At 58.9% G+C, this 25,604-nt stretch carries 27 protein-coding genes; 10 read left to right on the top strand and 17 right to left on the bottom strand.

Annotated features, from left to right (window positions below; all coding sequences use genetic code 11):
• The first annotated feature begins 42 nt into the window (after positions 1-42).
• Both SPL01S_RS11070 and SPL01S_RS11065 read left to right on the top strand, forming a co-directional pair.
• Positions 43-825 (top strand): N-formylglutamate amidohydrolase, encoded by a 783-nt coding sequence (locus tag SPL01S_RS11070; protein ID WP_062870977.1) that lies wholly within the window; start codon positions 43-45, stop codon positions 823-825.
• Between the two features lie 73 nt (positions 826-898).
• Positions 899-1,612: a flagellar regulator YcgR PilZN domain-containing protein gene (locus SPL01S_RS11065; RefSeq protein ID WP_063199728.1), complete on the top strand. Its 714-nt coding sequence runs from the start codon at positions 899-901 to the stop codon at positions 1,610-1,612.
• A 44-nt stretch (positions 1,613-1,656) separates the two neighbouring features.
• On the opposite strand, the gene pdxY is transcribed toward SPL01S_RS11065, so the two are convergent.
• Genes pdxY through SPL01S_RS11050 form a run of 3 tightly spaced genes read right to left on the bottom strand, consistent with a single transcriptional unit; the run spans position 1,657 to position 3,464 of the window.
• Entirely contained in the window at positions 1,657-2,496 is an 840-nt protein-coding gene (pdxY, locus tag SPL01S_RS11060; protein WP_063199725.1) for a pyridoxal kinase, read from the bottom strand.
• A complete protein-coding gene (locus tag SPL01S_RS11055; RefSeq protein ID WP_063199722.1) occupies positions 2,497-3,213 on the bottom strand; it encodes a glutamine amidotransferase in 717 nt (238 codons plus the stop codon). It abuts the gene before it with no gap.
• Positions 3,210-3,464, bottom strand: a complete 255-nt coding sequence (locus SPL01S_RS11050) for a hypothetical protein (protein ID WP_063199719.1) — start codon at positions 3,462-3,464, stop codon at positions 3,210-3,212. Before SPL01S_RS11050 ends, SPL01S_RS11055 begins: the two co-directional genes overlap by 4 nt.
• Positions 3,465-3,532: 68 nt before the next feature.
• On the opposite strand from SPL01S_RS11050, the gene SPL01S_RS11045 reads away from it, so the two are divergent.
• Positions 3,533-4,837, top strand: a complete 1,305-nt coding sequence (locus tag SPL01S_RS11045; RefSeq protein WP_063199716.1) for an aminotransferase class I/II-fold pyridoxal phosphate-dependent enzyme — start codon at positions 3,533-3,535, stop codon at positions 4,835-4,837.
• Positions 4,838-4,905: 68 nt separating this feature from the next.
• Here the strand turns inward: SPL01S_RS11045 and SPL01S_RS11040 are convergent, their stop codons facing one another.
• The 4 genes from SPL01S_RS11040 to SPL01S_RS11025 all read right to left on the bottom strand — a co-directional run bounded on the left by SPL01S_RS11040 (position 4,906) and on the right by SPL01S_RS11025 (position 9,585).
• The gene (locus SPL01S_RS11040; protein WP_006325605.1) at positions 4,906-5,892 is read right to left on the bottom strand and encodes an LLM class flavin-dependent oxidoreductase; all 987 of its coding nucleotides are present in this window, start codon (positions 5,890-5,892) and stop codon (positions 4,906-4,908) included.
• A 145-nt stretch (positions 5,893-6,037) separates the two neighbouring features.
• The gene (gene pbpG, locus SPL01S_RS11035; protein ID WP_063199713.1) at positions 6,038-6,871 is read right to left on the bottom strand and encodes a D-alanyl-D-alanine endopeptidase; all 834 of its coding nucleotides are present in this window, start codon (positions 6,869-6,871) and stop codon (positions 6,038-6,040) included.
• 162 nt (positions 6,872-7,033) lie between these two features.
• Positions 7,034-7,948, bottom strand: coding sequence for a polyphosphate kinase 2 (gene ppk2 / locus SPL01S_RS11030; protein ID WP_004944949.1), 915 nt, complete (start codon positions 7,946-7,948; stop codon positions 7,034-7,036).
• 26 nt (positions 7,949-7,974) lie between these two features.
• Positions 7,975-9,585, bottom strand: a complete 1,611-nt coding sequence (locus SPL01S_RS11025; protein WP_063199710.1) for an inorganic phosphate transporter — start codon at positions 9,583-9,585, stop codon at positions 7,975-7,977.
• Positions 9,586-9,789: 204 nt separating this feature from the next.
• Here SPL01S_RS11025 and SPL01S_RS11020 point away from each other — a divergent pair, with 204 nt between their 5' ends.
• Positions 9,790-10,818 carry a transporter gene (locus SPL01S_RS11020; RefSeq protein WP_063199707.1) on the top strand — a complete coding sequence of 343 codons (1,029 nt, stop codon included), beginning with the start codon at positions 9,790-9,792 and terminating at the stop codon, positions 10,816-10,818.
• On the opposite strand, the gene SPL01S_RS11015 is transcribed toward SPL01S_RS11020, so the two are convergent.
• From SPL01S_RS11015 to SPL01S_RS10975, 9 genes are all read right to left on the bottom strand, one after another.
• The gene (locus SPL01S_RS11015) at positions 10,819-11,352 is read right to left on the bottom strand and encodes an SRPBCC family protein (RefSeq protein ID WP_063199704.1); all 534 of its coding nucleotides are present in this window, start codon (positions 11,350-11,352) and stop codon (positions 10,819-10,821) included.
• Positions 11,353-11,355: 3 nt separating this feature from the next.
• Positions 11,356-11,703, bottom strand: a complete 348-nt coding sequence (locus SPL01S_RS11010; protein WP_004944937.1) for an ArsR/SmtB family transcription factor — start codon at positions 11,701-11,703, stop codon at positions 11,356-11,358.
• Between the two features lie 92 nt (positions 11,704-11,795).
• Positions 11,796-13,022, bottom strand: a complete 1,227-nt coding sequence (locus tag SPL01S_RS11005; protein WP_063199701.1) for a Zn-dependent hydrolase — start codon at positions 13,020-13,022, stop codon at positions 11,796-11,798.
• Entirely contained in the window at positions 13,019-13,510 is a 492-nt protein-coding gene (locus SPL01S_RS11000; protein ID WP_020439122.1) for an L-2-amino-thiazoline-4-carboxylic acid hydrolase, read from the bottom strand. Before SPL01S_RS11000 ends, SPL01S_RS11005 begins: the two co-directional genes overlap by 4 nt.
• A gap of 18 nt (positions 13,511-13,528) precedes the next feature.
• Positions 13,529-14,692 (bottom strand): branched-chain amino acid ABC transporter substrate-binding protein, encoded by a 1,164-nt coding sequence (locus tag SPL01S_RS10995; RefSeq protein WP_062870965.1) that lies wholly within the window; start codon positions 14,690-14,692, stop codon positions 13,529-13,531.
• Positions 14,693-14,726: 34 nt separating this feature from the next.
• Positions 14,727-15,440, bottom strand: coding sequence for an ABC transporter ATP-binding protein (locus SPL01S_RS10990; protein WP_063199698.1), 714 nt, complete (start codon positions 15,438-15,440; stop codon positions 14,727-14,729).
• Positions 15,433-16,203 (bottom strand): ABC transporter ATP-binding protein, encoded by a 771-nt coding sequence (locus tag SPL01S_RS10985; protein ID WP_063199695.1) that lies wholly within the window; start codon positions 16,201-16,203, stop codon positions 15,433-15,435. Before SPL01S_RS10985 ends, SPL01S_RS10990 begins: the two co-directional genes overlap by 8 nt.
• Positions 16,200-17,312: an ABC transporter permease subunit gene (locus SPL01S_RS10980; protein WP_063199692.1), complete on the bottom strand. Its 1,113-nt coding sequence runs from the start codon at positions 17,310-17,312 to the stop codon at positions 16,200-16,202. Before SPL01S_RS10980 ends, SPL01S_RS10985 begins: the two co-directional genes overlap by 4 nt.
• 9 nt (positions 17,313-17,321) lie before the next feature.
• Positions 17,322-18,272: a branched-chain amino acid ABC transporter permease gene (locus SPL01S_RS10975; RefSeq protein ID WP_063199689.1), complete on the bottom strand. Its 951-nt coding sequence runs from the start codon at positions 18,270-18,272 to the stop codon at positions 17,322-17,324.
• Positions 18,273-18,442: 170 nt separating this feature from the next.
• Between SPL01S_RS10975 and SPL01S_RS10970 the strand changes: the two genes are divergently transcribed.
• From SPL01S_RS10970 to SPL01S_RS10960, 3 genes are all read left to right on the top strand, one after another.
• On the top strand, positions 18,443-19,354 hold the full coding sequence (locus SPL01S_RS10970; RefSeq protein WP_172458731.1) for a LysR substrate-binding domain-containing protein: 912 nt from the start codon (positions 18,443-18,445) through the stop codon (positions 19,352-19,354).
• A 68-nt stretch (positions 19,355-19,422) separates the two neighbouring features.
• A complete protein-coding gene (locus SPL01S_RS10965) occupies positions 19,423-21,303 on the top strand; it encodes a potassium transporter Kup (protein ID WP_063199684.1) in 1,881 nt (626 codons plus the stop codon).
• 99 nt (positions 21,304-21,402) lie between these two features.
• Positions 21,403-21,708, top strand: coding sequence for a cupin domain-containing protein (locus SPL01S_RS10960; protein WP_063199681.1), 306 nt, complete (start codon positions 21,403-21,405; stop codon positions 21,706-21,708).
• Here the strand turns inward: SPL01S_RS10960 and SPL01S_RS10955 are convergent.
• On the bottom strand, positions 21,705-22,298 hold the full coding sequence (locus tag SPL01S_RS10955; protein ID WP_063199678.1) for a TetR/AcrR family transcriptional regulator: 594 nt from the start codon (positions 22,296-22,298) through the stop codon (positions 21,705-21,707). The two genes, SPL01S_RS10960 and SPL01S_RS10955, sit on opposite strands and share 4 nt — an antisense overlap.
• A 141-nt stretch (positions 22,299-22,439) precedes the next feature.
• Between SPL01S_RS10955 and SPL01S_RS10950 the strand changes: the two genes are divergently transcribed.
• The 3 genes from SPL01S_RS10950 to SPL01S_RS10940 are packed head-to-tail and all read left to right on the top strand — an operon-like array spanning position 22,440 to position 25,316.
• Positions 22,440-23,495 carry a sugar phosphate isomerase/epimerase family protein gene (locus SPL01S_RS10950; protein ID WP_063199675.1) on the top strand — a complete coding sequence of 352 codons (1,056 nt, stop codon included), beginning with the start codon at positions 22,440-22,442 and terminating at the stop codon, positions 23,493-23,495.
• Between the two features lie 29 nt (positions 23,496-23,524).
• Complete coding sequence (locus SPL01S_RS10945) at positions 23,525-24,421, top strand: alpha/beta fold hydrolase (RefSeq protein ID WP_063199672.1); 897 nt, start codon at positions 23,525-23,527, stop codon at positions 24,419-24,421.
• Positions 24,411-25,316 carry an alpha/beta hydrolase gene (locus SPL01S_RS10940; RefSeq protein WP_062870955.1) on the top strand — a complete coding sequence of 302 codons (906 nt, stop codon included), beginning with the start codon at positions 24,411-24,413 and terminating at the stop codon, positions 25,314-25,316. Before SPL01S_RS10945 ends, SPL01S_RS10940 begins: the two co-directional genes overlap by 11 nt.
• The last annotated feature ends 288 nt before the right edge of the window (positions 25,317-25,604 follow it).

Genomic DNA, 25,604 nt, shown 5'->3' with positions numbered 1-25,604 from the left:
GATAGCGCTAGGATGAGGCTTTATCCCACCCCGGAGTTTTGCATGCCACAGTCCTTTGTTCCGCAATTGTTATCCGCCGATGAGCCTCACGCCGTTGCGGTTGAAACGCCCAAGGGCACCGCGCCCTTTTTATTGCTGTGCGATCACGCCGGCCAGGCGATACCGCAACGCTTGGGCGATCTGGGGCTGCCGCCCGGTGAAATCGACCGTCATATCGGTTGGGATATTGGCGCGTTGGAGGTTTCACGTCACCTTAGCCGCCATCTGGATGCCACGCTGATTCATCAGCGTTACTCACGTTTGGTGATCGACTGCAACCGGGCTCCGGGCATCGCCAGCTCGATCCCGCATCTGTCGGAGCTGACGCCTATTCCCGGCAATATCGGCATTGATGCCGAGCACGCGCTGGCCCGCGAGCGGGAAATTTTCCTGCCGTATCACCACCGCATCGACGATACGCTGGGCGAGCGGCAGCTGCGCGAAAAACCCACCGCCATTATCGCGATGCACAGTTTTACGCCGGTGTTCAAAGGCCATTCCCGCCCCTGGCAGGTTGGGCTGTTGTTTAATCGCCAACCGGCGTTTGCCCACCTGCTGGCAGAGCTGCTGCGGGAGGAGGGGGATTTGCTGGTGGGGGTCAACGAACCTTATGCGATGACCGACGCGACGGATTACACCCTACCGGTGCATGCGGAACGACGCGGGTTACCTTACGTTGGCATCGAGATCCGCCAGGATCTGATCGCCGATGAACGTGGCCAGCGGGCCTGGGCAAAACGCTTCGCAAGACTGCTCCCACAGGCCTGGCATCGCTGGCAAATTTGACTTTAGGAATATTCCCAGTGATGATAACTGTAAGGAATGTGTAATCGCCATTGGGAAGAGTCAGGAGAGACGTGTGGAGCACAATGATAACGGATTGTTTATCAAACGGGAGCGTTTTGAGGTTCTGGCGATATTGCGTGACATTTGTAAACAACGCACCCCGCTGCGGGTCGTTAACCAGCAGCAGCAGTTTCAGAGCTTATTATTGAGCGTTGGTCCGGACAATATCGTTTTCAGCGGCGACGATGCGGATACGCGGGCGGGTGGCGAATTTACCATCGTGATTGAAAGCAATGATGCGAAGATCGAATTTGCCGTTGGCCAACCAGAATTTACCGACCATCTGGGCGTTCAAGCCTGTTCAACCCGCCTGCCAAAGGAGCTGGTTTACATCCAGCGCCGCCGTCAATTCCGTGTCACCACGCCACACTGGCGTCAGTTTCTCTGCAGCGGAGAATATGCCGACGGTACCGCGTACCAATTAAGGATCCACGATCTCTCTGCCGGCGGTGTGGGCTTGCGCTTCGACGGCCCGCTGCCGGCCAAACTTCAACCGGGCCTCCAGTTCAAAAAGGCGCTGTTGGATCTTGGCAGTTACGGCAGTTTCAAGGTCAATATGGAACTGATGGTGATCAACGAAGATCAGGAGTTGGATGACAATGACAAACCGGTGCATTTCTCGCGTTTGTCGTGCCGCTTTATCAATCTCGGCCTGGCAATGGAAAGAAAAATCCAGAGCGCGGTGTTTGCGTTTGAATTAGATTTCAATAAAAAGAAGAAACGCTGAATCAGACGAACAGGGGCAGCGAGCTGCCCCGCGATGACTCTGTCCTATCTCAAGGCGCGCAGGCTGCCAATCTCCTCCCAACCGAAATGCTCCGCTTCCGCCAACACGTCACACACCTCGCCGCCGGCGGTAACTATGGCGTCGTTGAGGCTTCTGCCGTGCAGCAAATGGCTGACCAGCAGCGCGGTAAACATGTCACCGGTGCCTTTCACCTTCGATTTGATTTTAGGGTGGGTGTAGCTTTGCACCTGATTGTGGCTGACCAGCAATAACCCTAACTCGTCGTCGTTTTCCGCTATGCCCGGTGCGCTGGTCACCAACACCCACTCGGTCGTGTCATTTAACAGCGCCTGCGCAGCGCGCAGCGTCTGTTCCCGCGTAGCCAGGCTGTGCCCGCAAAGCTGCTCCAGTTCAAACCCATTGGGCGTCAGGCCGTTGGCAAGGCTCAGGAACGGCGAGCGATAACAACTGACGATACGCGGGTCCACGTACACGCCTTCACCGTAATCGCCCATCACCGGATCGATATAGATTTTTATCTGCGGATTGATAGCGCGAACCCGTTGCAACCAAGCGTCCAGAATATGACACTGGGCGACATCACCCAGATAGCCGACGATCACCGCCCGCGTGCGTTTCATCACACCGCGAGCGATCAAATCCTCCAGAAAACCGCTAAACCATTCGACGGAAATCACGCCGCCGCTGGGGGCGCCGTAATAGGGCGGACAGCCGAACAGCACGCTGGGCACCTGCAGCGCTTCCAACCCCTTTTTCAGCAGGGTGCGATAGGCGATACCGTTGCCGACGCTGCCATACACTACCTGCGATTGAATGCTGACCACATCAATCAGCGGCGATTGCAATTGAGAAGCTTGTTGCATCTAACGCGTCCTTTGTTCGTTTTTATCCAGCCACCGCGCAAACACCTGGCGGGCGCGTCGTTCCAATTCTGCGCCGTAGCGTGCGGCCTGGTCGCGCAATTGCTGCGGGTCGATACCGGCCAACTCCAGCTCACAGGCGTGGCCAACCAACCAGCGTTCAATATCGCGATGATCGGCTTCCAGGTGGAACTGCAACCCAAGCGCGAAATCCTGATATTCAAACGCCTGATAACGGCAAGCCTCGGTGCTGGCCAGGCAGGTTGCCCCCTCCGGGACGGTAAACATATCCCCGTGCCAGTGCAGCACCGGCGTTGCCGCCAGCGGCGCCAGTACGGAGTCTTCATTTTCCGCCAGCGTCAGCGGCGCGTAACCAATCTCTTTCACGCCCAGCGACACTACACCGGCGCCCAAAGCTTGAGCCATCACCTGCGCGCCCAGGCAAATGCCGATCGTGGGCTGACGTTGCTGTAACCGTTGGGTGACCAGCGCCAGCTCGTCGTTAAGAAACGGATAGTGCTGCTGTCCGGCAAAATGCTGCGCGGCGCTGATCGGCCCGCCGAGCACTACCAGCAAATCGGTATCTTCATTGTTGATGGCGCGGATATCGTCACGGCCTGCATCGTAATAATCAATCTGATAGCCACGCAGTGAAAGCAGTGATCCCAGAATACCGAGGTTTTCAAAATTTACATGCCTGATAGCGACAACTTTTTTCATTGCTCTATCTCCCTCGGGTGGTGATAAGGCACCAGTTCCAACGCATCGCCTAGCACGGTAATACCGCTTGCGCCGCTCTGATAAAGGATCCGCCGCTCTTTGACCTGACTGATGTGCAATTGGTAGCCCTGCTCGGCGGGAAACAGGGCCAGGGCCTGTTGCAGTTGATCGGCAGCCCAGGGCGTGAACATCTGCATGCGGGCGAAGGCTTTGCCGGCGTGCTGAATGTCGAGTACGTAATGTTTTTCCATGTTGACCCCTTAACTTTTGCGTTCGAAACGGGTAAGCTTATTTGAACTAATACAAAAAGGTTTTATGTATGGGTTCATTGTATGCAAAAGGCGGCAGCGCTGTCCAGATTGCTGAACAGATCGGCGCGCAGATAAAACGGGGCGATTTGCAACCGGGTGACCTGTTGCCGCCGGTGCGCCAGTTGGCCGGGGAACTGGGGGTGAACCCCAATACGGTCGCCAGTGCGTACGGCAAGCTGCGGGATGCCGGTTTGGTGGCCACCCGCGGCCGCGCCGGTACCCAGGTGCTTGACCAGCCGTTAAGGGCGGTGCGCAGCGTACGCCAGGTGCCTGAAGGCATGCGCGATTTAGCCAGTGGCAATCTGGATGCGGCGCTGCTACCGGCACTGTCGCTGGGTAAGGATGACGTCTTCCCGCAGCAAAATGGCTATGACGTCAGCGGCGATTTACCGGCATTGTGCACGCTGGGGCGCGAGTGGCTCAGCGAACAAGGTGCCGCGTTGGGCGAACCGGCGGTGTTTTCCGGCGCGCTGGACGCCATTGAAAAGGCGCTGCGCTGCCATGCGGCACCGGGGGCTGCGGTATGGGTGGAAGATCCTTGTTGGCCGCCGCTGCTGACGTTGCTGCGGCACCTTCGCCTGAAACCGCTGCCGCTGGCGGTCGATGATCAAGGGTGCCAACTGCCGGAGAAGGATGCCGCAACCTTGGGTTGCGCGGTGATCCTCACGCCGCGCGCGCAGAACCCGACCGGGATGTCGCTCAGCGCTGCCCGCGCCAAGTGTTGGCGCGAGTTCCTGGCGCAACGGCCCGATTGCCTGGCGATCGTCGATGATTTCTGGGGGCCGCTGTCGCAACAACCACTGCATTTACCCTGCAGTGCCGACAACGGCCTGTATGTGCTGTCGTTGAGCAAGTTCCTCAGCCCGGACCTGCGCATTGCGTTGGCCTGCGGCAAACCGTCGCTATTGCAGGCGATGCGTGCCGATCAATACATCCGCGAGCGTTGGGTCAGCCATATCTTGCAGCAGATTGCCGTCAAATTATGGACGCAGGTGCAGGGCGATGGCTTGCTGTTACGGGCACAGGAAACTTATCAGGCGCGGCGCGATGCGCTGGCAGCGCGAATGGGCGCACTGGCCGGCACGCCATTGCCGTCGGGGGAAGGGGTGCATATCTGGTTGCCGGTGCGCTCAGAAGCCGCCGCCAGCCAAATCATGGCGCAGCGCGGCTGGTTGGTGCAAAGCGGTGAGCCGTTCCGACTGAAAAGTGGCCCGGCTGTCCGTATCAGCCTGGCCAACCTGCTGGAGGAAGAACGGGAGAGGCTGGCGCAGGATTTGGCGGTGGCGATGGTCGCCGGCACCTCGGTTAACTGAATGTGAGGCATCAAATCGGTATGGCCAATGGTCAATGCCGATTTAACGCTTATGGCCCCGTTCCCCGATCAAGCCAACGCCAGACTCTCCTGCGCCAGCAGTTGTAAAGAGGCCAGGCGGGCGGTGGGTTGGCTAACCGGCGTATCAATGACAAACTCCTCCACGCCATATTGCTGGTGCAGTTGGTCCAACTGCCGGCGTACCTGCTGCGCAGTGCCGAGCAGAATATGGCTTTCGCGCGGCTCGATGCGGTAATCGGTCGCGCCGGCCTGCTGAACAAAACTCTCCGCCTGCTCCAGGCTACCAACGGTCACGCTCTGCCCGCCGGCCACGTGCACGCGGTATTGCTGGATCCCGGCCGCCAACTCTTTGGCCTGCGCAGCCGTGTCTGCGACGATCGCCGCTACCGCCAGCAGGGCTTTGCGGCCACCGCTTTGCGCGGAGTAGTGCGTCAGCGCCCGCTGAATATCGTCTGGGTTGCCATTGAGCTGCGCGGCATAAACAAACGCCCAGCCGTGTTCGGCGGCCAGTTGAGCGCTTTCGCTACTGGCACCCAGCAGAAAGCGTTGAGCGGATTGCTCAGGCTGCGGCGTGGCGCTCAGACCAGGTTGTGCATCGTCATTAAGATAAGCATTGAGCTGGGCCAACTGCTGAGGGAAATCCGGTTTATGCTGCTGGTCGTGCGCGGCCTGCAACGCCTGGGTAGAGAGCGGCAGCCCGCCGGGGGCTTTCCCCACGCCCAGATCGACCCGGCCCGGTGCAAGCGTCGCCAGCAGGTTGAAGTTTTCCGCAACTTTATAAGCGCTGTAGTGTTGCAGCATTACGCCACCGGAACCGATGCGAATACGTGAGGTTTGCCCAAGTAAATAGGCGATCAACACCTCGGGTGAAGGGCAGGCGAGCTGCGGGGTATTGTGATGCTCCGCCAACCAGAAACGGCGGTAGCCCCAGATTTCCGCCTGCTGCGCCAGATGCAGCGTACGCGCCAGCGCCTGGGCGGCGCTTTCTCCTTCGGCAATCGGACTTTTATCCAACACGCTCAAGGCATAAGCCATTTTCCTGCTCCTTTATCATCAATTATTTATGACAAATACCATGCAGGGCGCCAAGGGCGTAATACTGATTGTGGATAGGATATTCCATTGATAAAAAACGGATTTAGTTATGCGCAGGACGGTTAAAGGCGCACTGCGCAAGCGCTCAGGACTCCAGCCAGGTTTTCAGGCGCAGCGCATCGTCATAATGGCCGTAGCGCTGTTGCGAACCCAGCAGGATGATCACTACCGGCTGCCCTTTTATCAGGGTTCTCATCACCAGACAGTGGCCGGCCTCGTTGGTATAGCCGGTTTTTTGCAGCTGAATGTTCCAGTTGCGGTTATTGATCAGGCCGTTGGAACTGCGGTACACCAGTTGGCCACGGCCGGGGTAAACAACGTGCTGCTTATCGGTACTGAAACGGCGAATGGTTTGATAGCGATAAGCGTGATTGACCATTTTAAGCAGATCGTTGGCGCTGGCGACATTGCGCGGCGTCAGCCCGGTAGGGTCATAGAAACGGGTGTGTTTCATGCCGATGCTGCGCGCCTTCCTGTTCATTTTCGCCACAAACGCCTTGCGGTCGCCGGGGTAATGACGGCTTAGGGCGGCTGCCGCGCGGTTCTCGGATGACATCAGCGCAATGTGCAACATATCGCGGCGGCTGAGTGACGACCCCAGGGTCAGCCGCGAGTGGGTTTTCTTCAATAAATCGCGATCGGCGGCGGTCACCCTCATTTTATTGCCCAGAGGACGGCGGCTGTCCAGCGCCACCATAGCGGTCATCAGCTTGGTCAGCGAAGCAATGGGTAACGCGCGATTGGCCTGTTTCTGGAACAGCGTTTTGCCGGTACGCTGATTGACGATCAGCACGGCTTTTGAATGCAATACCAGCGGCGCGGTGGCCTGTGCAGGTGCGATAACAAACAGCAGGCTGAGCGTGATAACGGCGTGAAAACGCCGAAGGGAAAAAGGGATAACACAATTCAAGAATGACATGACAAGCGAGGCTCTTACTCTAAGCGACTAAAAAATATCGGTAAGAGTCTGCACAGCAAATGTGGAGAAAATAGGGTGAAAGCGATGAATATGCAGGCAAAAGGCCAGAGTATTCATCATGGTGTCAGGCAGGGGGATGGCAACCCATCCCCCGATTGAAAATCAATACACTTCGGGGACTACCATGTCGTCAGGCACCGGATGGCGGTTATAGTCCGGGCTGCGCTTGCGCGGCGGCAGAGTGATCACGTTGCCTTCGGTCTCTTCGTAAGGCAGTTGCTGGAGCAGGTGGCTGATGCAGTTCAGCCGCGCCTTTTTCTTGTCGACGCCCTGAACTACCCACCAGGGGGCTTCCGGAATGTTAGTGCGCGCTAACATGACTTCTTTGGCTTCGGTATAGTCTTCCCAGCGGCGGCGGCTCTCCAAATCCATCGGGCTGAGCTTCCACTGCTTCAGCGGATCGTGGATGCGGCTGAGGAAGCGCAGTTCCTGCTCGTCATCGGTGATCGAGAACCAGTATTTGATGATTTTGATGCCGCTGCGCGTCAGCATTTTCTCAAATTCCGGCACGCTGCGGAAAAACTCTTCGTATTCCTCGTCGTTGCAAAACCCCATCACTTTTTCCACCCCGGCGCGGTTATACCAGCTACGGTCGAACAGCACGATTTCACCCGCCGCCGGCAGGTGGGCAATGTAGCGCTGGAAATACCACTGGGTGCGCTCGCGGTCGTTCGGTGCAGGCAACGCCGCCACGCGGCAGGTGCGTGGGTTCAGGCGTTGGGTGATGCGTTTGATCACCCCGCCTTTGCCGGCGGCGTCGCGGCCTTCAAACAAGATCACCACGCGGTGGCCGGTGCGCATTACCCAGTCTTGCAGCTTCACCAGTTCGCCTTGCAGGCGCAGCAGCTCGCGGAAATACTGTTTGCGCCAGGCTTTTTTCTGATCGCTGTCCACTTCGGTGTCGTCAAACCGCAGGTCATCGAGCTCCATTTCCAGCTCCTCGTCATAGCTGTCATAAAACTCCTGCAGCAGGCGCTGGTTGAAGGTGTCGTCGCGGTTAAATTCATGCATAGCCATAATTGATTCTCCGTGTTAACCCGGTTTTAGAAATGAGTGAAAACCCAGTACAGCCCGGCGGAAAGCAGTATCGAGGCCGGCAGCGTCAGAACCCAGGCCATCAGCAGGTTGCGCAGGGTCGACATTTGCAGGCCGGAGCGGTTGGCCGCCATGGTGCCGGCGATGCCGGAGGACAGCACGTGGGTGGTCGAAACCGGCAGGCCGAAGGCGTCCGCCGCACCTATGGTGGTCATCGCCACCAGTTCGGCGCTGGCGCCCTGGGCGTAGGTGAGGTGGCTTTTACCGATCTTCTCACCGACGGTAACCACGATGCGCCGCCAGCCGACCATGGTGCCGAGGCCGAGGGCAATCGCCACCACCACCTTGACCCAGAACGGGATAAAGCGGGTGGCGCTGTCCAGATCGCCTTTCAACGCATCCAGATTGCGCTGTGAGTCGGCGGAAAACTGAAGCTGTTTTTCCGCTTTCAGGTGCTTGATGGTTTCCGATGCCAGATACATATCGTTACGGGTGTTGGACACCGCCTGCGCCGGGATCTTGTCGACCGAGCCGTACTGGCGGACTTGATCGCCGATGGCGCCGGTCAGCTGCGCCAGCGCGGGCACTACGTCCGGCGTCAGCTCATTGGAACGCACATAGCCGGTGAGCACCTCGCGCGGCGGCACCTGGCTGACCGCCGGGAATTGGCGCAACAGATCGTTTTTGGTGACTTCCGCCAGTGCCGCCACGCGCGGGATTTGCTCCGGCGACATTGAGCGGTTCAGGGCATAGGCGATCGGCATGGTGCCGACCAGGATCAGCATGATCAGGCCCATGCCTTTTTGCCCGTCGTTGGAGCCGTGGGCGAAGGAGACGCCGGTACAGGTGAGGATCAACAAACCCCGGATCCACAGCGGTGGCGGCGCATCATTTTTGGGTGCGGTGTACAACTGGCGGTTTTTAACGAACACCTTCAACGCCAGCAGCAGCAGGGCGGCAAACACAAAACCGATCACCGGTGAAAGCAGCAACGCATAACCCACTTTAATCGCCTGCCCCCAGTCCACGCCGCTGGTGCCGGTGCGGCCGTGGATCAGGGCGTTAGCCACGCCCACGCCGATGATGGAACCAATCAGCGTATGCGACGAGGAGGCCGGCAGCCCGAGCCACCAGGTACCCAGGTTCCAGATAATCGCCGAGAACAGCAGGGCGTAAACCATGGCAAAGCCGTTACCGGTGCCGGCTTGCAGAATCAATTCAACCGGCAGCAGCGAAATGATGCCGAACGCCACCACGCCGCTGGAGAGCAAAACGCCGAGGAAGTTGAAAAATCCCGACCAGACCACCGCCACCATCGGCGACAGGGAATGGGTGTAAATAACGGTGGCCACAGCATTGGCGGTGTCGTGAAAACCGTTAACGAATTCAAAGCCCAGCGCAATCAGCAGCGCTAACCCCAATAAAAGAAAAGGGAGATAGCTGGTATATACTGCACCAGCGTCGGTCACGTCGTTAAATAGATTTACTCCGGCAAAAGCGATCCCCAGTACTAATAAAAAAACAAAAAAAAGAACAGTGAGTCGACTGTTCTTTTGGTAGATCTTTGGCAGGCTGGACGCAGCTGGAACACCTGCTTGAACGGCGCTGTTATCGCTCATAAAGGACCTTCCCGATAAACTTCATTAGAATACTGACGGTGTTGAACGGCGTTGCCAGGAAAGTATTGGGAATTAATGTGACTTTTTTATGACGGTAATATTAATCATCTGGAAAAGTGAAAATAATTAACGTTGGTATTTAAAGATTGATATAAAGGCTGAGTCTGGTTTATTGATTAATGCGGTTATTCGGGATAAAGATTTATGGTTCAGACGGTTGCGGATAAAATGCACAAACTTGATTTTGATGATGAAGTGACCGGGCTGATTTACGGCCACGTGTTCCGCACGGGAGAAGCGCCGCTGCGGGTTTCTTCGCAGCAGGCCTGCCAGGCTTACCAGGCTCTGTCGCCGGGCGAAGGGTTTATCTGGTTGCACCTTAATCTGAACCATGCGGCGGCAGAGAAATGGCTGAAAAATCACTTCGCGATTTCCGATTTTTTCTTCGACGAAATTCGTCACGGCTCCCATACCACGCGCATTGAACGGCAAGGGGATGATCTGTTTGCGGTGCTCAACGACGTGATTTTCCATCCCAAAGAAAATAACCCGGAAATCGCCACGCTGTGGCTGTATTGCCGCAGCGGGCTGGTGGTTACCGTGCGGCACAAACCACTGCGGTTGATCGAACGGCTGCTGGGGCGTCTGGGGCCATTGCAACTGGCGTCGTCTACCGAGCTGTTGGCGCACTTGCTGGAAGAACAGGAAGAGGTGCTGGAGCAGGTGGTACGGCAGGCCAACCAGTATGTCGACACCATTGAAGATCGCCTGCTGAGCAATCATGTGAAACGCAACCGCACCGAACTGGGGCGCATGCGCCGCATGTTGCTGCGCTTTCAGCGCCTGCTGGCGCCGGAGCCCGCTGCACTGTTTCGCCTGCTGAACCGGCCACCGGCCTGGTTAAGCCGGGACGTGGTGCAGGATCTGCGGCAGTTCACCGAAGAGTTCACCGTGGTGCTGAACGATCTGGCCAGCCTGACCGAGCGCATTCGCCTGCTGCAAGAGGAGATTGGCGCCAAGCAGATGGAGCAGAACAACCGTACGCTGTACACCCTGACGGTGATCACCGTGCTGGCGCTGCCGATTAACATCGTCGCCGGTTTCTTCGGCATGAACGTGGGAGGGATCCCGCTGGCCAGCAATCACCACGGTTTTATTCTGCTGGTGCTGCTGGTCGGCGGTTTTACGCTGATCACCGGCTATCTGGCGTTCAGACGCCGGGATGAAAGCTGATTACAGTCTCGCCCGGTACTCTTCTTCCAGCTTGGCGTGGGTAGTCCAGAACGAGTGTGGCTGACGATCGTGCAGGCGATCGAGCAGGATATCCAGATGGGTATGCCAGCCTGCGGCCACGCTGAGCATGTCGTCACGGTTGGCCAGGCGGCGGTGGGTGACCGTCAGCAACACCGCGTTGTCATGTTCGGTCAGCTCAAAGGTCACTTCGGAAGGGCGGTTCTGATCCTTTTCCTCCCAGGTAAAGCTCAGTAGCCGCGGCGGGAAAAGGCAGGTTATATGGCCGAGGTGTTTGCCGTTGCAGTCGCTTTGTTTGTATTTGGCGGGGGCCTGCTCGTGTTCGCCCGTCAGATCGGAATTGCGAAATACCAACTCCACCGCCGCGCCTTTTTCCAGCGTCATTTCGCCGGCGGCCAGCCAGGTGGCGCGCTTGTCGGATTCCGTCAGGTAGGCCCAGACCCGCTCGATCGGGCCGGGCAGCAGCCGCTGAATGCGCAGCGTGCCGGTTTCAATAATCATACCGTAGTCGTTCATGGTTCACTCCTTGGGAGGATACTGTTCGGGCTGCCGCAGCGCTATTTCCAGCGCGTCCAGCCGTTCTGTCCAGAAATGCTCGTAGGTTTGCAGCCATTGCATGGCCTGTGCCATTGGCCCGGGTTCAAGCCGGCAGATATGGTTTCTTCCCTGCACGGTTCGCTGCACCAGGCCTGCAAGCTCCAGTGCTTTGATATGCTTGGAGGCGCCGGCAAACGACATCTGCAACGGCGCGGCCAGTTCACCAATGCTGTGCTCGCCGTCAGCCAGCGCACGCAAAATAGCGCGGCGCGTCGGGTCGGAAAGCGCGTGGAAAATGGCGTCCAGCTGTGAGGAAGATAATTTAACCATATGGTTGAATATAGAACAGTGCGATGAATATTCAACCAGTTTGTTGAATATTTTTTGCTATTGCCCCGGTCGGCTAACCGGGGGCGAGGAGATCAGCTAGCCGTTTGCGCCAGCAGCGCGTTGAGCAGCACATTGGCGCCGGCGGTGGCCCAGGCGGGCGAAATATCTTCCAGCTCGTTGTGGCTGATGCCGTCCACGCAGGGAATAAAAATCATCGCCGTGGGCGCCACCCGGCTCAGATAACAGGCATCGTGACCCGCGCCGGAAACCATATCCCGGTGCGAGTACCCCAGCACCTGCGCGGCCTGGCGCACGCTGTCGATACAGCCTTGATCAAAGCGTATCGGCTGATACTGGAAGATGCGTTCGGCGCGAGCGCTCAAGGTACCGGCATCCACCTCCGCGACCGCCGCCAGCAACCGCCGTTCCATCTGTTCCAGCACCGCCTCCTGCGGATGACGGAACTCGACGCTGAAAAACACCTTGCCCGGCACCACATTGCGCGAGTTGGGGGTGATTTGCGCCATGCCTACCGTAGCGCGGGCGTCCGGCATGAAATCCAGGCCGATCTGATTGACCGCCGTGACCATAGCGGCAAAGCCGAGCAGGGCGTCGCGGCGCCGTTCCATCGGCGTGGTGCCCGCATGGGCGCTGAAACCGAGGATCTCCAATTCGTACCAGCGCTGGCCCTGCGCGCTGGTCACCACGCCAATCTCGACGTTTTCCGCCTCGAGGATCGGGCCTTGTTCGATATGCAGCTCAAAGGCGGCGTGGATGGGTCTGCCGCCGACCGGGTCTTCACCGTCATAGCCGATTTGCTTCAGCGCTTCACCGATGCTGATGCCCTGCGCATCGCGGCGCGACAGGCCGTATTCTTCATCGAACACACCGGCAAACACGCCGGAGGCGATCATCGCCGGGGCGAAGCGGGCACCTTCCTCGTTAGTCCAGTTAACCACCTCCAGCGCGCGTTCGGTGGCAATCTGACGATCATTCAGGGTGCGGATCACTTCCAACCCGGCCAGTACGCCATAAATGCCGTCAAAGCGCCCGCCGTTGGGTTGGGAATCGACGTGGGAGCCGGTGACGACCGGTGCCAGTTCAGGGCGGGTTCCTTCGCGGCGCAAAAACATGTTGCCCATGCGATCGACCCGCACGCTGCATCCCGCTTCCAGCGCCCAGGCACGCAATTGGTCGCGCGCCTGACGATCTTCCTCGCTCAGCGCCAGCCGGGTGACGCCGTCTTTCGGGATGGCGCCGAACTGCGCCATATCGCGCAGGCTTTGCCACAGACGTTCGCCGTTAACCTGTTGGGTCATTTTTTCTCTCCCGACGGTTTTACGGCATAGCGGAAATCGCAGCAGGGCGCGCCGGACATAATGGTTTGGGTGCGTTGCAGCTCGACGTCCGGCGCATAACCGACGATAAACTGGCTGTCGCGGGCGCAGGACAGCAGATGGCCAATCTCGCCCAGCCCCATCTCGTGATACATCTCGGCATAGCGGCAGCGGGTGACGTTATAGTCGAACTGCTGCTCGTCTTGATGGATCACCTTCACTTGCAGCGCATCGTCTTTTTCCCACAGATACTGCAAGGCGGCGAAACTCTGCAAATCGGCGCCATTCGGCTCCTGTGCGGCAAACTGCTTGCCTGCATCGATGGCGGCGTTTTCAATGGCTTCGCCAATCACCGCCTGCGCGCGCTCCTTGCCGATCTCACGCACCAGAATTTGGTAGATCGGCTTGATGATCTCGGCCTCTATACGCCGGCGGGCCAGAATGCCCAATTCATTTTTTGCACAGCTCATCACCTTGCTCCCCTTGCTTTATTGTTGTGTTTTAGCGCCGCCCAACACGCTCTGCGGCTGCCATTTGCCGTCGACCACCTTGTAGAGGGTGAAGCTTGGCTGTTGCAGGTTGCCCTGCGGATCGAATGCGATGTTGCCGGTGACGCCCTGATAATGAATGGCGCGCAGTTTCGGCAGATAATCGGCCGGATTGGCGGATCCTGCCTGCTCAATGGCGGCAATCAATACCCGGGTGGCGTCATAGGCGAACGGCGCATGCAGTTCGATGTGGGTCTTGTAACGGTCGCGGTAAGCCTGCTCAAAGGCTTTGCCGCCCGGCATCTGCTCCAGCGGCAGGCCCGGTTCCAGCGCCACCACGCCTTCGCCTTCCTTCTGCGCCAGCGTCAGGAAGGTTTGGCTGACGAAGCCGCCGGCGCCCATCAGTTGAGTGTTCATGCCCAGCTGTTTGATGCGGCGGGCCAAGGGTGCCGCCTGTGAATCCACGCCGCCGAAGAAGATCAGATCGGCATTCTTGCTGCGAACGGTAGTCAGCACCGCACTGAAATCGACGGTTTTGTCATCGACGTATTCACGGGCTACCGGCTGTATGCCCTGCGCCGCCAGCGACTTGATAAACTCGTCCGCCAGCCCCTGGCCGAACGCGGTGCGATCGTCGATGACCGCAATGCGTTTGGCTTTCAGCACCTTGACGGCATATTCACCGGCGTAATTACCGCCGTCGTCATCATGGCCCATCACGCGAAAGCTGGTATCAAACCCCTGTTGAGTATAGGCATGGCCTGTAGCGACCGGTGCCACCTGGGCAATGCCGGCATCATGATAAATGCGGGCCGCCGGGATGCTGGTGCCGGTATTCCAGTGGCCGACCACGCCGGCGACGCCTTCGTCCACCAGGCGCTGCGCTACTGCAACGGCGGTGCGCGGGTCGGACTGGTCGTCTTCGGAAAGCAGTTTAAAGGTGACAGGTTTGCCGTTCAGCGTCGGCTTCTGGGCGTTGGCATCGGCGATCGCCAACTGAGCGCCGTTTTCCAGATCCTTGCCGATACGGGCGGAAGGGCCGGTCAGCGGGCCGGCCAGACCGATCAGAATAGTGTCGGCGGCCTGCGCAGGGGCGGCTGTGCCAAGGGTAGCCAGAACGGCGGCGGCCAGGGCCAACGGCTTAAAGCGAGTTATCTTGTTCATGTAAAACTCCCGGTGCGGTTAAAAGTAAAAACGGTTATTCGCCCAGATAGGCTTGTTTGATTTTTTCATCGTCGATCATGCCAGCAGACCGGCCGCTGTGGCTCAGGCTGCCGCTGTCCAGCACGTAGGCGCGATCGGTCGATTCCAGCGCCAACCGGGCATTCTGTTCTACCAGCAATAGCGTGACGCCGTCACTGGCAAGGGTTTTGATCACGTCAAAAATGGCTTCGACCACGATCGGCGCCAGGCCCATTGAGGGTTCATCCAGCACCAGCAGACGTGGCCGGCTGAGCAGTGCACGGCCCATCGCCACCATCTGTTGTTCGCCGCCGGAGAGCAGCCCGGCTTGTTGCCGCAACCGCTCGCGCAGGCGTGGAAAAAGGGCGCAAACTCGCTCCAGATCCTGCTGGATCGCCGGTTTATCGCGGCGGGAGTAGGCGCCAAGCTGCAAATTTTCCAGCACCGTCATGCGGGCGAAAATGCCGCGGCCTTCCGGCACCATCACCAACCCCTGTTGCAGCAACCGATGCGGAGGAACACCGCGGATGGACTGGCCGTCGAACAGGATGTCTCCTTCGAAGGGTTGCAGGCCGGTCAACGCGCGCAGGCTGGAGGTTTTGCCCGCGCCGTTGGCGCCGATCAATGTCACCTGTTCGCCGTGGTTAACCGTAAAATCGATGCCTTTCACTGCATGAATGCCGCCGTAAGACACTTTTAGCCGTTTGACGGACAGTAAGGGTTCAGACATGCGCAGCTCCTCCCAGATAAGCCCGGATCACCGCCGGTTCGCGCCTTACCTGCGAGGGTTCGCCTTCGGCGATGACTTTGCCGTAGTCGAGCACCGTCAGACGGTCGCACAATCCCATCACCAGCTTGACGTCGTGCTCGATCAGCAGCAGGGTTTTGCCGCTTTCGCGGATGCGTTGCAGCAGCTCGCGCAGCGCCACTTTCTCTGCGGCGTTCATGCCGGCGGCCGGTTCATCCAGCGCCAATAACTGCGGGTCGGTTGCCAACGCGCGGGCAATTTCCAGCCGCCGCTGGTGGCCGTAGGAAAGATCGCCGGCGCGGTAGTGGGCAAACTGACTGATGCCGACGTACTCCAGCAGCGCGTGGGACTTCTCGCGCGTTGCCTGTTCTTCCTCGCGGGCGCGGCGGTGGCGTGAAATAGCCGCCCACAGGCCGTTGCGGGTGCGTACATGGCAGCCCACCATCACGTTTTCCAGCACGCTCATCTCGTTGAACAGCCGCAGGTTCTGGAAGGTACGGGCGATGCCGGCCTGCACGACTTTGTCGATCGCCTGCGGTTTGTAGCGACGATCCAACAGGTGGAACTCACCGCTATCCGCGCGGTACAGGCCGGTAATCAGATTGAAACAGGTGGTTTTACCGGCGCCGTTCGGCCCGATCAACCCATAGATTTCCCCCCGGCGGATACTCATGCTGACGTCATCCACGGCGGTCAGCCCGCCAAAGCGTTTACTGACATGGTTTAGGGTGAGCAATGGCGTCATGATGCGGCTCCCGATTGATGACGCGCCGGCCACAGGCCCGCAGGGCGATACAACATCACCAGAATCAGCGCCAGGCCGTAGAACAGTTGGCGGATAATTTCCGGGTCGATCCACACCTGGCCGAACAGGGCCTGTTGCAGCGGCCCCATGGTGCTGCGCAACAGCTCCGGCAGCGCCGCCAGCAGCAACGCGCCGAGGATCACGCCGGGAATGTGCCCCATACCGCCCAGCACCACCATCGCCAGTACGGCTATCGACTCTTGCAAGGTGAAGGATTCCGGTGAGACAAATCCCTGGAATGCCGCGAACAGCGCGCCGGCGATGCCGCCGAACGTGGCGCCGATGGCGAATGCCAGCAGTTTGAAGTTACGGGTGTTGATGCCCATCGCCCGCGCTGCGTCCTCATCTTCGCGGATGGCGGTCCAGGCGCGACCGACCCGTGAATGTTGCAGGCGCAGGCAGATAAACAGGATCGCCAGCAGCAGGGCGGCGAACAGGTAGTAATACAAATACAGCGAGGAAAAACGGATGCCGAACCACTCATGCATGCCGGAAAACTTCAGGCCGAACAGGCTGACCGGATCGATGCCGGAAATGCCCTTTGGCCCGTTGGTGATATTGACCGGGCGATCGAGGTTGCGCATCAGAATACGCACGATTTCGCCGAACCCCAACGTGACGATCGCCAAATAGTCGCCGCGCAGGCGCAGCGTCGGCGCGCCGAGCAGGATGCCGCACAGCGCAGCCAGCACGGCGGACAGCGGTATCAGCAGCAGGATGGACAGATGCAAACCATCCGGGAACCAGTGCAACAGCAACGGAAACTGTTCGGTCAGGTGTGGCGAAGACAGCAGTGCGGTCAGGTAGGCGCCGACTGCGTAAAAGGCGATAAACCCCATGTCCAGCAGGCCGGTCAGGCCGACGACGATATTCAACCCCAGCGCCAGCATCAGGTACAGCAATGCGAAGTCGATCACTCTCACCCAATAGTTGCCGCCGGCGGCCCCGGCCAGCCAGGGGGCCAGCAGCAGACCGAGCATAAACAGCGCGACGCCGAGCCTGGCGCGGCCTGGGGTGGTGGTTTGCAGGGAGGTGGTCAGAACGGTCATTTTATCTCCTCAGGCGCGGGTAGCGACGCGCTCGCCCAACAGCCCGGATGGGCGTAATACCAGCACCGCAATCAGAATCAGGAAGGCGAAAACGTCCTGATAATTGCTGCCGAAGGTGCCGCCGGTCAGTTCACCGAGATAACCGGTACCCAGCGATTCGAATAACCCCAGCAATAGTCCGCCGAGCATGGCGCCGCGCAGGTTGCCGATGCCGCCCAGCACCGCGGCGGTAAAAGCCTTGATGCCCGGCAGGAAGCCCATGGAGAAGCCGGCGTTGCCGTAGTTGCTGGCCATCATGACGCCCGCCACCGCCGCCAGCGCACCGCCGAGGGCGAAGGTCAACACGATCACCCGGTTGGGATCGATGCCCATCAGACCGGCGACCTGCGGGTTTTCCGCCGTGGCACGCATCGCGCGGCCAAAACGCGAGTGTTCGACTAGCAACAGTAGCCCGGCCATCACCAGCACGGCGACAACCAGCGTGGCGATACCGGTGCCGGTGATCACCGCCGGCGCATGTTCGGCGCTGCCCTGGGTCAAGGCGATGGGGGACATGGGCAGCAGTTGCGGGAACATCAACGGATTGCGCGACCAGATCAGCATCGCCAACGTTTGCAGCAGCAGCGAGACGCCAATACCGCTGATCAACGGCGCCAGGCGCGGGGCATTGCGCAGGCGACGATAGGCCAGGCGTTCGATGCTCATCGACACCAGCGCGCAGACCGCCATGGCGATCGTCGTCGCCAGCAACAGCACTGTGTACGGCGACAGAGTGGGGAAATGATGCTGTAACACGCCGATAGCCGACAGGGCGCTCAGCGCGCCGACCATCAGCACATCGCCGTGTGCGAAATTGATAATGCGCAGAATGCCGTACACCATGGTGTAACCCAGAGCGATCAGCGCATAAATACTGCCGAGCATCAGTCCGTTGACGGTCTGCTGTACCAGCGTATCCATAGGGGGAGTCCCGAAAATAATGATTCAGGGGGCTCAGAGTAGAGAATTAAAAAAAATTGTAAAATACGGAAAAATAATTTCTTATATAAAAAATGCGTGTTTTTAATTTATTGATTTATTTGTATATTAATTTTAACTCATGGCCGATTTTTTACCAAAATAGTCAATATATGAAAAAAACAGAAGAGTACGATGCCCTGTTGCCGAACGATCCGCCGCTGCGCGCCGTACGGGCGTTCGAGGCTATCGCCCGCCTGGGCAGCATTACCGCTGCGGCGAAGGAGCTGGCGATATCTCCCTCGGCGGTCAGCCATCAGCTCAAAACGCTGGAGGCTTTTCTGCAAATGCCACTCACCGAACGGCAGGGCCGCAACCTGATCCTGCGCAGCGAAGGGCGCGAGTATTACCGCTCGATCCGTTCGGCGTTTAACGTGCTGCGCCAGGCGACGGAGCATGTGCGTGAGCAATCGGCCTCCCGGCAGGTGACCATCAGCCTGATCCCGCTGTTCGGTATGGGCTGGTTTATTCCGCGTTTGCACGGCTTTTTGCGCGAAAATCCCGATATCGACATCAACGTGGTGTATGCCAACCACCGTAACTATCTCAGCGACGCCGCCGATATTTCGATTCGCTTTGGCGTGGGGCAATGGACCGGCTATCGCAGCGAAAAACTGATGTCCGGCAAAATGGTGCCGGTGTGCAGCCGCAGTTTTATCAGGCTGCATGGGCTGCTGGATACGCCGGATCAGCTTTCGCCGCTGCCGTTGTTGCACGACGAAGAACGCAATACCTGGATGCAGTGGTTCCAGCAGGCCGGCGTCAGGCGGCCGCTGCGCAGCACCGGGCCGATGTTCGAGGATGGCCTGCTGACGTTGGCGGCGGTGCAGTCGGGGCTGGGCTGCGCCCTGATGCGCGAGCCGCTGATCGAGCCCTATCTTAACAGCGGCGAACTGGTTAAGTTGTTTGACCGGCCGATTGACGATGGCCGCGATTATTACCTGTGCGTGCGGGCAGACAGCGAGTTGTCGCAAGAAGGGCAGAATCTGCAGCAGTGGTTGCTGCGCGAGGCCGCAGGTCAATAAACAGACACGCGTTAACTGCCTGAATTGGCTATCCTGAGTAGAGAGCAATGGGTTAACCGGAGTGTTTGATGACTGCAGAAAACGAGCTGGAACAAACGCCAAAAATGAGTCTGCCGCTGCTGGCCGGTGGCGCGTTGGGCGTGGTGTTCGGCGATATCGGTACCAGCCCGCTGTATACCCTGAAAACCGTGCTTTATCTGTCCGGTGATGCGCCGTCTGCGCCGGTGATCCTCGGCCTGTTGTCGCTGATTTTCTGGACGCTGGTGATAGTGACCTCGCTCAAATACGCCATGTTCGCCATGCGGATCGATAACCGCGGCGAGGGCGGTATCATGGCGCTGATGTCGCTGCTGGTCAGCAAGAAGAGCGCCCGACCGATGGTGGTATTTGCCGGCCTGTTCGGGGCTGCGCTGATTTACGGCGACGGCGCGATCACCCCGGCGATTTCAGTGCTTTCGGCGCTGGAAGGCTTGAACATCGTATTGCCCGAATCCAAACCCTATATTTTACCGGCGGCGGTGGTGATCCTGGTCAGCTTGTTCGCCATTCAGCCGCTGGGCACTGCACGAATCGGCAAGGTGTTTGGCCCGATTATGGCGCTGTGGTTTTTTTCCATTGCAGCTTTGGGCATTTGGGGAATTATCCAGCACCCTGCGGTGCTGATGGCGTTGAATCCTTTGTACGGCATTCACTTTCTGTTCTCAAACGGGGTGACCAGTTTTCTGGTACTGGGCGGGGTGTTCCTTTGCGTAACCGGCGCAGAAGCGCTGTATGCCGATATGGGCCACTTTGGCAAAAAACCTATCTGGCTCGCCTGGTTCGGCATCGTGTTCCCCAGTTTGTTGCTGAACTATGCCGGGCAGGCCGCGCTGATCCTCTCCGGCGCTGATGTGACCCAGAATATTTTCTTCCGCCTGTGCCCGCCGATAATGCAAATACCCTTGGTGATCCTGGCTACCCTTGCCACCATCATCGCCAGCCAGGCGATCATCAGCGGGGCCTTTTCCATGACCCGTCAGGCGATCCAGCTTGGCTGGTTGCCGCGCTTGCGGGTGAAGCAAACCACCGAGGAGAGCTACGGCCAGATTTACATCGGTGCCATCAACTGGCTGCTGATGGCGGTGACGGTCTTTCTGACGGTGTTCTTCAAATCCTCCGATAACCTTGCCGCCGCTTACGGCATCGCCGTTTCGCTCACCATGATCATGACCAGCGGCTTGCTGTTTGTGGCGATGCGCGAGGTGTGGCGCTGGGGATTCACCGCCAGCCTGCTGGTTGCCGGCGGATTTTTCATCGTCGATCTCAGCTTTTTGGTGGCTAACCTCAGCAAGGTACTGCAAGGGGGCTATGTGCCGTTGCTGCTGGCCAGCCTGGTTTATGGCGTGATGCTGATCTGGCATCGCGGCGTGGCTGCGGCGTCACGCACGCTGGGTGAAAAGAGCCTGCCGCTGGCGGATTTCCTGGCGCAGATCGAAGCGCAGGCCATTCCTCGGGTGCCGGGTACGGCGATATTTCTTACCCGTAATCTGAATGGCACGCCGCCGGTGATGAAATGGCACGTCAAACGTAACGGCTCGCTGCATGCCGATGTGTTGGCGCTGAACATCATGATTGTGAACGAACCACGGGTGGCTAATGCCGAGCGGTTGGTAATGCGGCAGCAGTCGCCGGGCTTCTGGTGCGGCGTGGCCAGCTACGGTTTTATGGAACGGCCGAACATTCCCCGGTTATTGCACCACGCCGAGGCGCAGAAAACCGGGTTGAATTTTGACGACGCCACCTATTATCTGGGACATGAAACCGTGGTGCGCCGCGAAGAAAACGACAGGTTACCGGCGTGGCAGCGCAGCATCTTTGCGCTGATGGTGCGTAACGGCATGCACGTGACGGATTACTACTATCTCCCCAGCGATCAGGTGGTGGAGATCAGCCGCCGGGTGCCGGTGTGACGGTCTGGCTATAGGTTAAAAGCAACGGTTATTTAGCCGCAGGCATGGCGCACGCTATAGTGCGGTGGCGCGATGTGCGCGGCTTTGCTCTGAGGGTTTATGTCACTGTTCGATCTTGCTGCGCTGGCTGCCGATTTGCCGCAGGCATGGCGTTCCAGCATTCTGGGGCGCGTCGGTTCCGCCAATATCAAAGTGCTGCGAATGGATCAGCGCGCCATTGACGATGAGGTTCACGAATACCATGAGACGCTGCTGGTGATCGAAGGCCAACTGCGCTTGGCGGTGCAGGGCGAGGAAATTACGGTGAACGCCGGGCAACTGTATCAGGCCGCAGCCGGCGTGCCGCATCGCGTGTTGGCGGGCAGCCACGGCACGCTGGTGATTGTTGATTTGCCCGAGAATTAATGCCGGTCGCCCAGCGCGGACAACGCCACGTTAACCGCCGCCAGCAGCCGTTCTTTTGTGACGCCGTCACGCGCTTGTATCGATAAACCGTGCAAAAAGACCGCGAAGTAATCGCCGAGGCTGTCGGCGTCGGTATCCGCCGGTAACTCCCCGTTTTTCACCGCCAGCCGCAGCCGCTCAATAATGCCCTGGGTGCGCAGCAGGCGGTGTTCCGCCAGCCAGATTTTAATGCTGCTGTTTTCAGCGCTGACGCTGACGGCGGAAGAGACCACCATGCAACCCTGTGGCAGGTCGGTACGGCTGTAGAGCGTCACCGCGTCTTCCAACAGGCGCTTTATCGCCGCCCGCACGCCGGTTTCCTCACTGAACGCCCGCTCGGCAAAACCGCCTTCGTGGTTTTCGTAACTGGCGATGGCTTCGCGGAACAGCAATTCCTTCGAACCGAACGCCTTGTATATGCGCGCTGAGGCGATGCCCAGTTCGGCCACCAGATCCGACATCGAAGTGCCTTCGTATCCCTGGCGCCAGAAGAGATCCCGCGCCTTCAGTAATGCCTGTTCGCGGTCGAATTCGCGTGGTCTGCCTGCCATCGGTCGGCTCCTGTTTGCCTGTCATTCAGTGAGATAGGATCGCTTAAATCGCCCCTGACGCCAACGAATTTCTAAAATCTGCTTGCCGCGGGATTCATTTGAGCCTATTGTTTGTCAATCGACAACCAATTGGAGTTTACGATGAAAACCTTGAAAGGTCCAAGCCTGCATCTCGCACAATTCAGTGACGATACCGCCCCCTTTAACAGTCTGCCCGCCATTGCGCAATGGGCGGCGGATACCGGCTTTAAAGCGCTGCAAATCCCCGCGTGGGATCGCCGCCTGTTCGATTTGGCTACTGCAGCGGAAAGCCAGACTTACTGCGATGAACTGATCGGCATGTTGGCAGACAAGGGGCTGGTAGTCAGCGAACTGACCACCCACATTTTTGGTCAGTTGATGGCGGTGCACCCGGCTTATGATGCGTTGTGCGACAGCTTTGCGCCGCCGGCGCTGCACGGCAACCCGCAGGCGCGCGGCGAATGGGCGCGGCAACAGTTGCTGTTGGCGGCCAAAGCCTCCGCGCGGCTGGGGCTGAGCGAGATGGGCACCTTTTCCGGCTCGCTGGCGTGGCCCTACCTGTTTCCGTTCCCGCAGCGCCCAGCCGGGTTGATCGAGACAGCGTTCGATGAACTGGCGAAACGTTGGTTGCCGGTGCTGAATGCCTGCGACGAACAGGGCGTGAACCTGTGTTATGAAATTCACCCCAGTGAAGACCTGCACGACGGCGTGACGTTTGAAATGTTTCATCAGCGCGTCGGTGGCCACCCGCGCTGCCAGATCCTGTTCGATCCGAGTCACTTCGTGCTGCAACAGCTGAACTACCTGGATTACATCGATATTTATAAAGATTTTATCCGCATGTTCCACGTCAAGGATGCCGAGTTCAACCCGACCGGGCGGCAGGGCATTTATGGCGGTTACCAGTCGTGGACCGAACGCGCCGGGCGTTTCCGCTCGCTGGGCGACGGCCAGGTGGATTTCAAAGGCATTTTCTCCCGGCTGACGCAGCACGGCTACGCCGGTTGGGCGACGCTGGAATGGGAATGCTGCCTCAAGCATCCGCAGGACGGCGCCCGCGAAGGGGCGGTTTTTATCCGCGACCATATCATCAACGTCACCGACAAGGTGTTTGATGACTTTGCCGGCGCGCCGGTCGACCAGCAACAGATCAATACCTTGCTCGGCCTGCGCTGAGCCACGCTATTCCACCACGGAGAACACCCATGAAAATGCAAAATAACGGGTCCATGCTGAATGGACCTGAACCCGAACACGTCTATGCACGGGTCAACGGCAACCGCATTCACTGCGTCACCCTCGGCGAAGGCCGGCCGGTATTGCTGATCCCCGGTTGGCCGCAGACCTGGTATACCTGGCGTTATGTGATGCAGGCGCTGGCAGCGGCCGGCTTTAAGGCGATTGCGGTGGATCCGCCGGGTATCGGCGATTCGGATAAACCCACTGGTGGTTACGACACCGGCAGCGTCGCTGCCGTGCTGCACCAGACCATGCTGCAGCTTGGGCACCCGAGTTATGCATTGGTCGGCCACGATATTGGCATGTGGATCGGCTATGCGATGGCCAGCGACTATCCGCAGGCGGTGGAAAGGCTGGTGCTGACCGAGGCGGTGATCCCTGGGCTGGCGCCCGCACCGCCGATTTTTGTGTCGCCGGACCAAAACATCTTCCTGTGGCATTTCATGTTCAACCAACTGGCGGATCTGCCGGAGGCGTTGACGCTGGGCCGCGAGAGGGAATATCTCAGCTACATCTTTAACCGCTGGTCCTATCGCCGCGATCGGGTGGCCGCAGAAACCTATATTGCCGCTTATTCTGCGCCGGGCAGCCTGCGCGCCGGTTTTGATTACTACCGCGCCATTCCCGAGACCGTGCGGCAAAACCAGCGGCGTGCCGAGACCCGGCTCGAAATGCCGGTGATGACCATCGGCGCAGAGCACGCCACTGGCGATGCGCCTTTTGTCACGTTACGGGATAACGCCGTGGATCTGCGGGGTGAGACGGTCGCCGGCTGCGGTCATTTTATTACCGAAGAGTGTCACGAGGCGTTTATCGCCCTGGTGGTGCCATTCCTGTCGGAGGCGCAGACCTATGCCGCTTGATACGCAGATTGCCCGTTTTCTGGCGGATACGGCAGGTGCGGCGGCACCCGGTTCCCTGGCCGAGATGCGCGCCGCCGCCGAGGCCGGGCTGCTGCAACTGCAGGGCGAAGCGGAAGCCAGCGGCGGCGTGAGGGATTTTACGGTCACCGCCAACGACGGCCATGAGATCGCCATTCGCGCTTATCTACCGCTGAGCGCGGGGGAAACCCCCTTGCCGGCCATGCTGTACGCCCACGGCGGCGGCTGGTGCCTGGGGTCGTTGGCGCTGTATGATCGGCCTTGCCAGGCGCTGGCCAATGCCACGGGCCGATTGATCCTGTCGGTCGATTACCGGCTGGCGCCGGAGCATCCGTTCCCGCAGCCGCTGGAGGATTTTTACCAGGCATTGTGCGCAGTGGTTGAGCGGGCGGATGAACTGGGGATTATCTCCGGACGCATCGCGGTCGGCGGCGACAGCGCAGGCGGCAATCTGGCTGCGGCCGTGGCGTTGCTGGCTCGCGACCGCGAAGGGCCGCAAATCGAGCATCAGCTGTTGCTGTATCCGGCGCTGAGCGGTGCAATGAATACCGCCAGTTATAGCGACTACGCGCAGGGGTATTTCTTGACCCGGGAAGTGATGGCGTTTTGCTGGGAGACGTATCGGGGTAAAGAGGGGAAACCGCGTAATCCTTACGCCGAGCCATTGCATGCCGAAACCTTGCGGCAGTTGCCACCGGCGACCATTCTGAGCTGCGAGTACGATCCGTTACGCGATGAGGCCGAGCAGTATGCACAACGGTTGCGTGAAAGTGGGGTGGCGGTGCGCTGCGAACGGTTGCCGGGCATGGTGCATGCCTGTATCCATATGCTGGGGTTAACCTCGGCGGCGCGGCTGCTGTTCGACAAGGCGGTTTAACCTTTGGTAGGGTGCTGCATTCTGCGCCCTCCGTGACAATCAATGCATTAAATCGGGACGAATCGGGGCGTCCCGATTGCCTCGCTACCAATTAGGGGGGTGAGGTCCAATCGTGTAAAAAACCACTCCAAGGAGTTAACTATATATTTTAGTTATCAAAAATAGCCTTCAGTAGTCGGGGATGATCCAGCTTTGCCCGCTATTTTTGTGTATACTTGCTGCTTAAACGGAAAAAGAGTTTTGTAGGATGCATGGGGGAGTATTCAATCAGCTATCGAGCCGAATTAT

The sequence above is a fragment of the Serratia plymuthica NBRC 102599 genome, from assembly GCF_001590925.1.
Classification (GTDB): Bacteria; Pseudomonadota; Gammaproteobacteria; order Enterobacterales; family Enterobacteriaceae; genus Serratia; species Serratia plymuthica.
This window is presented reverse-complemented; position numbering and strand designations above follow the sequence as displayed.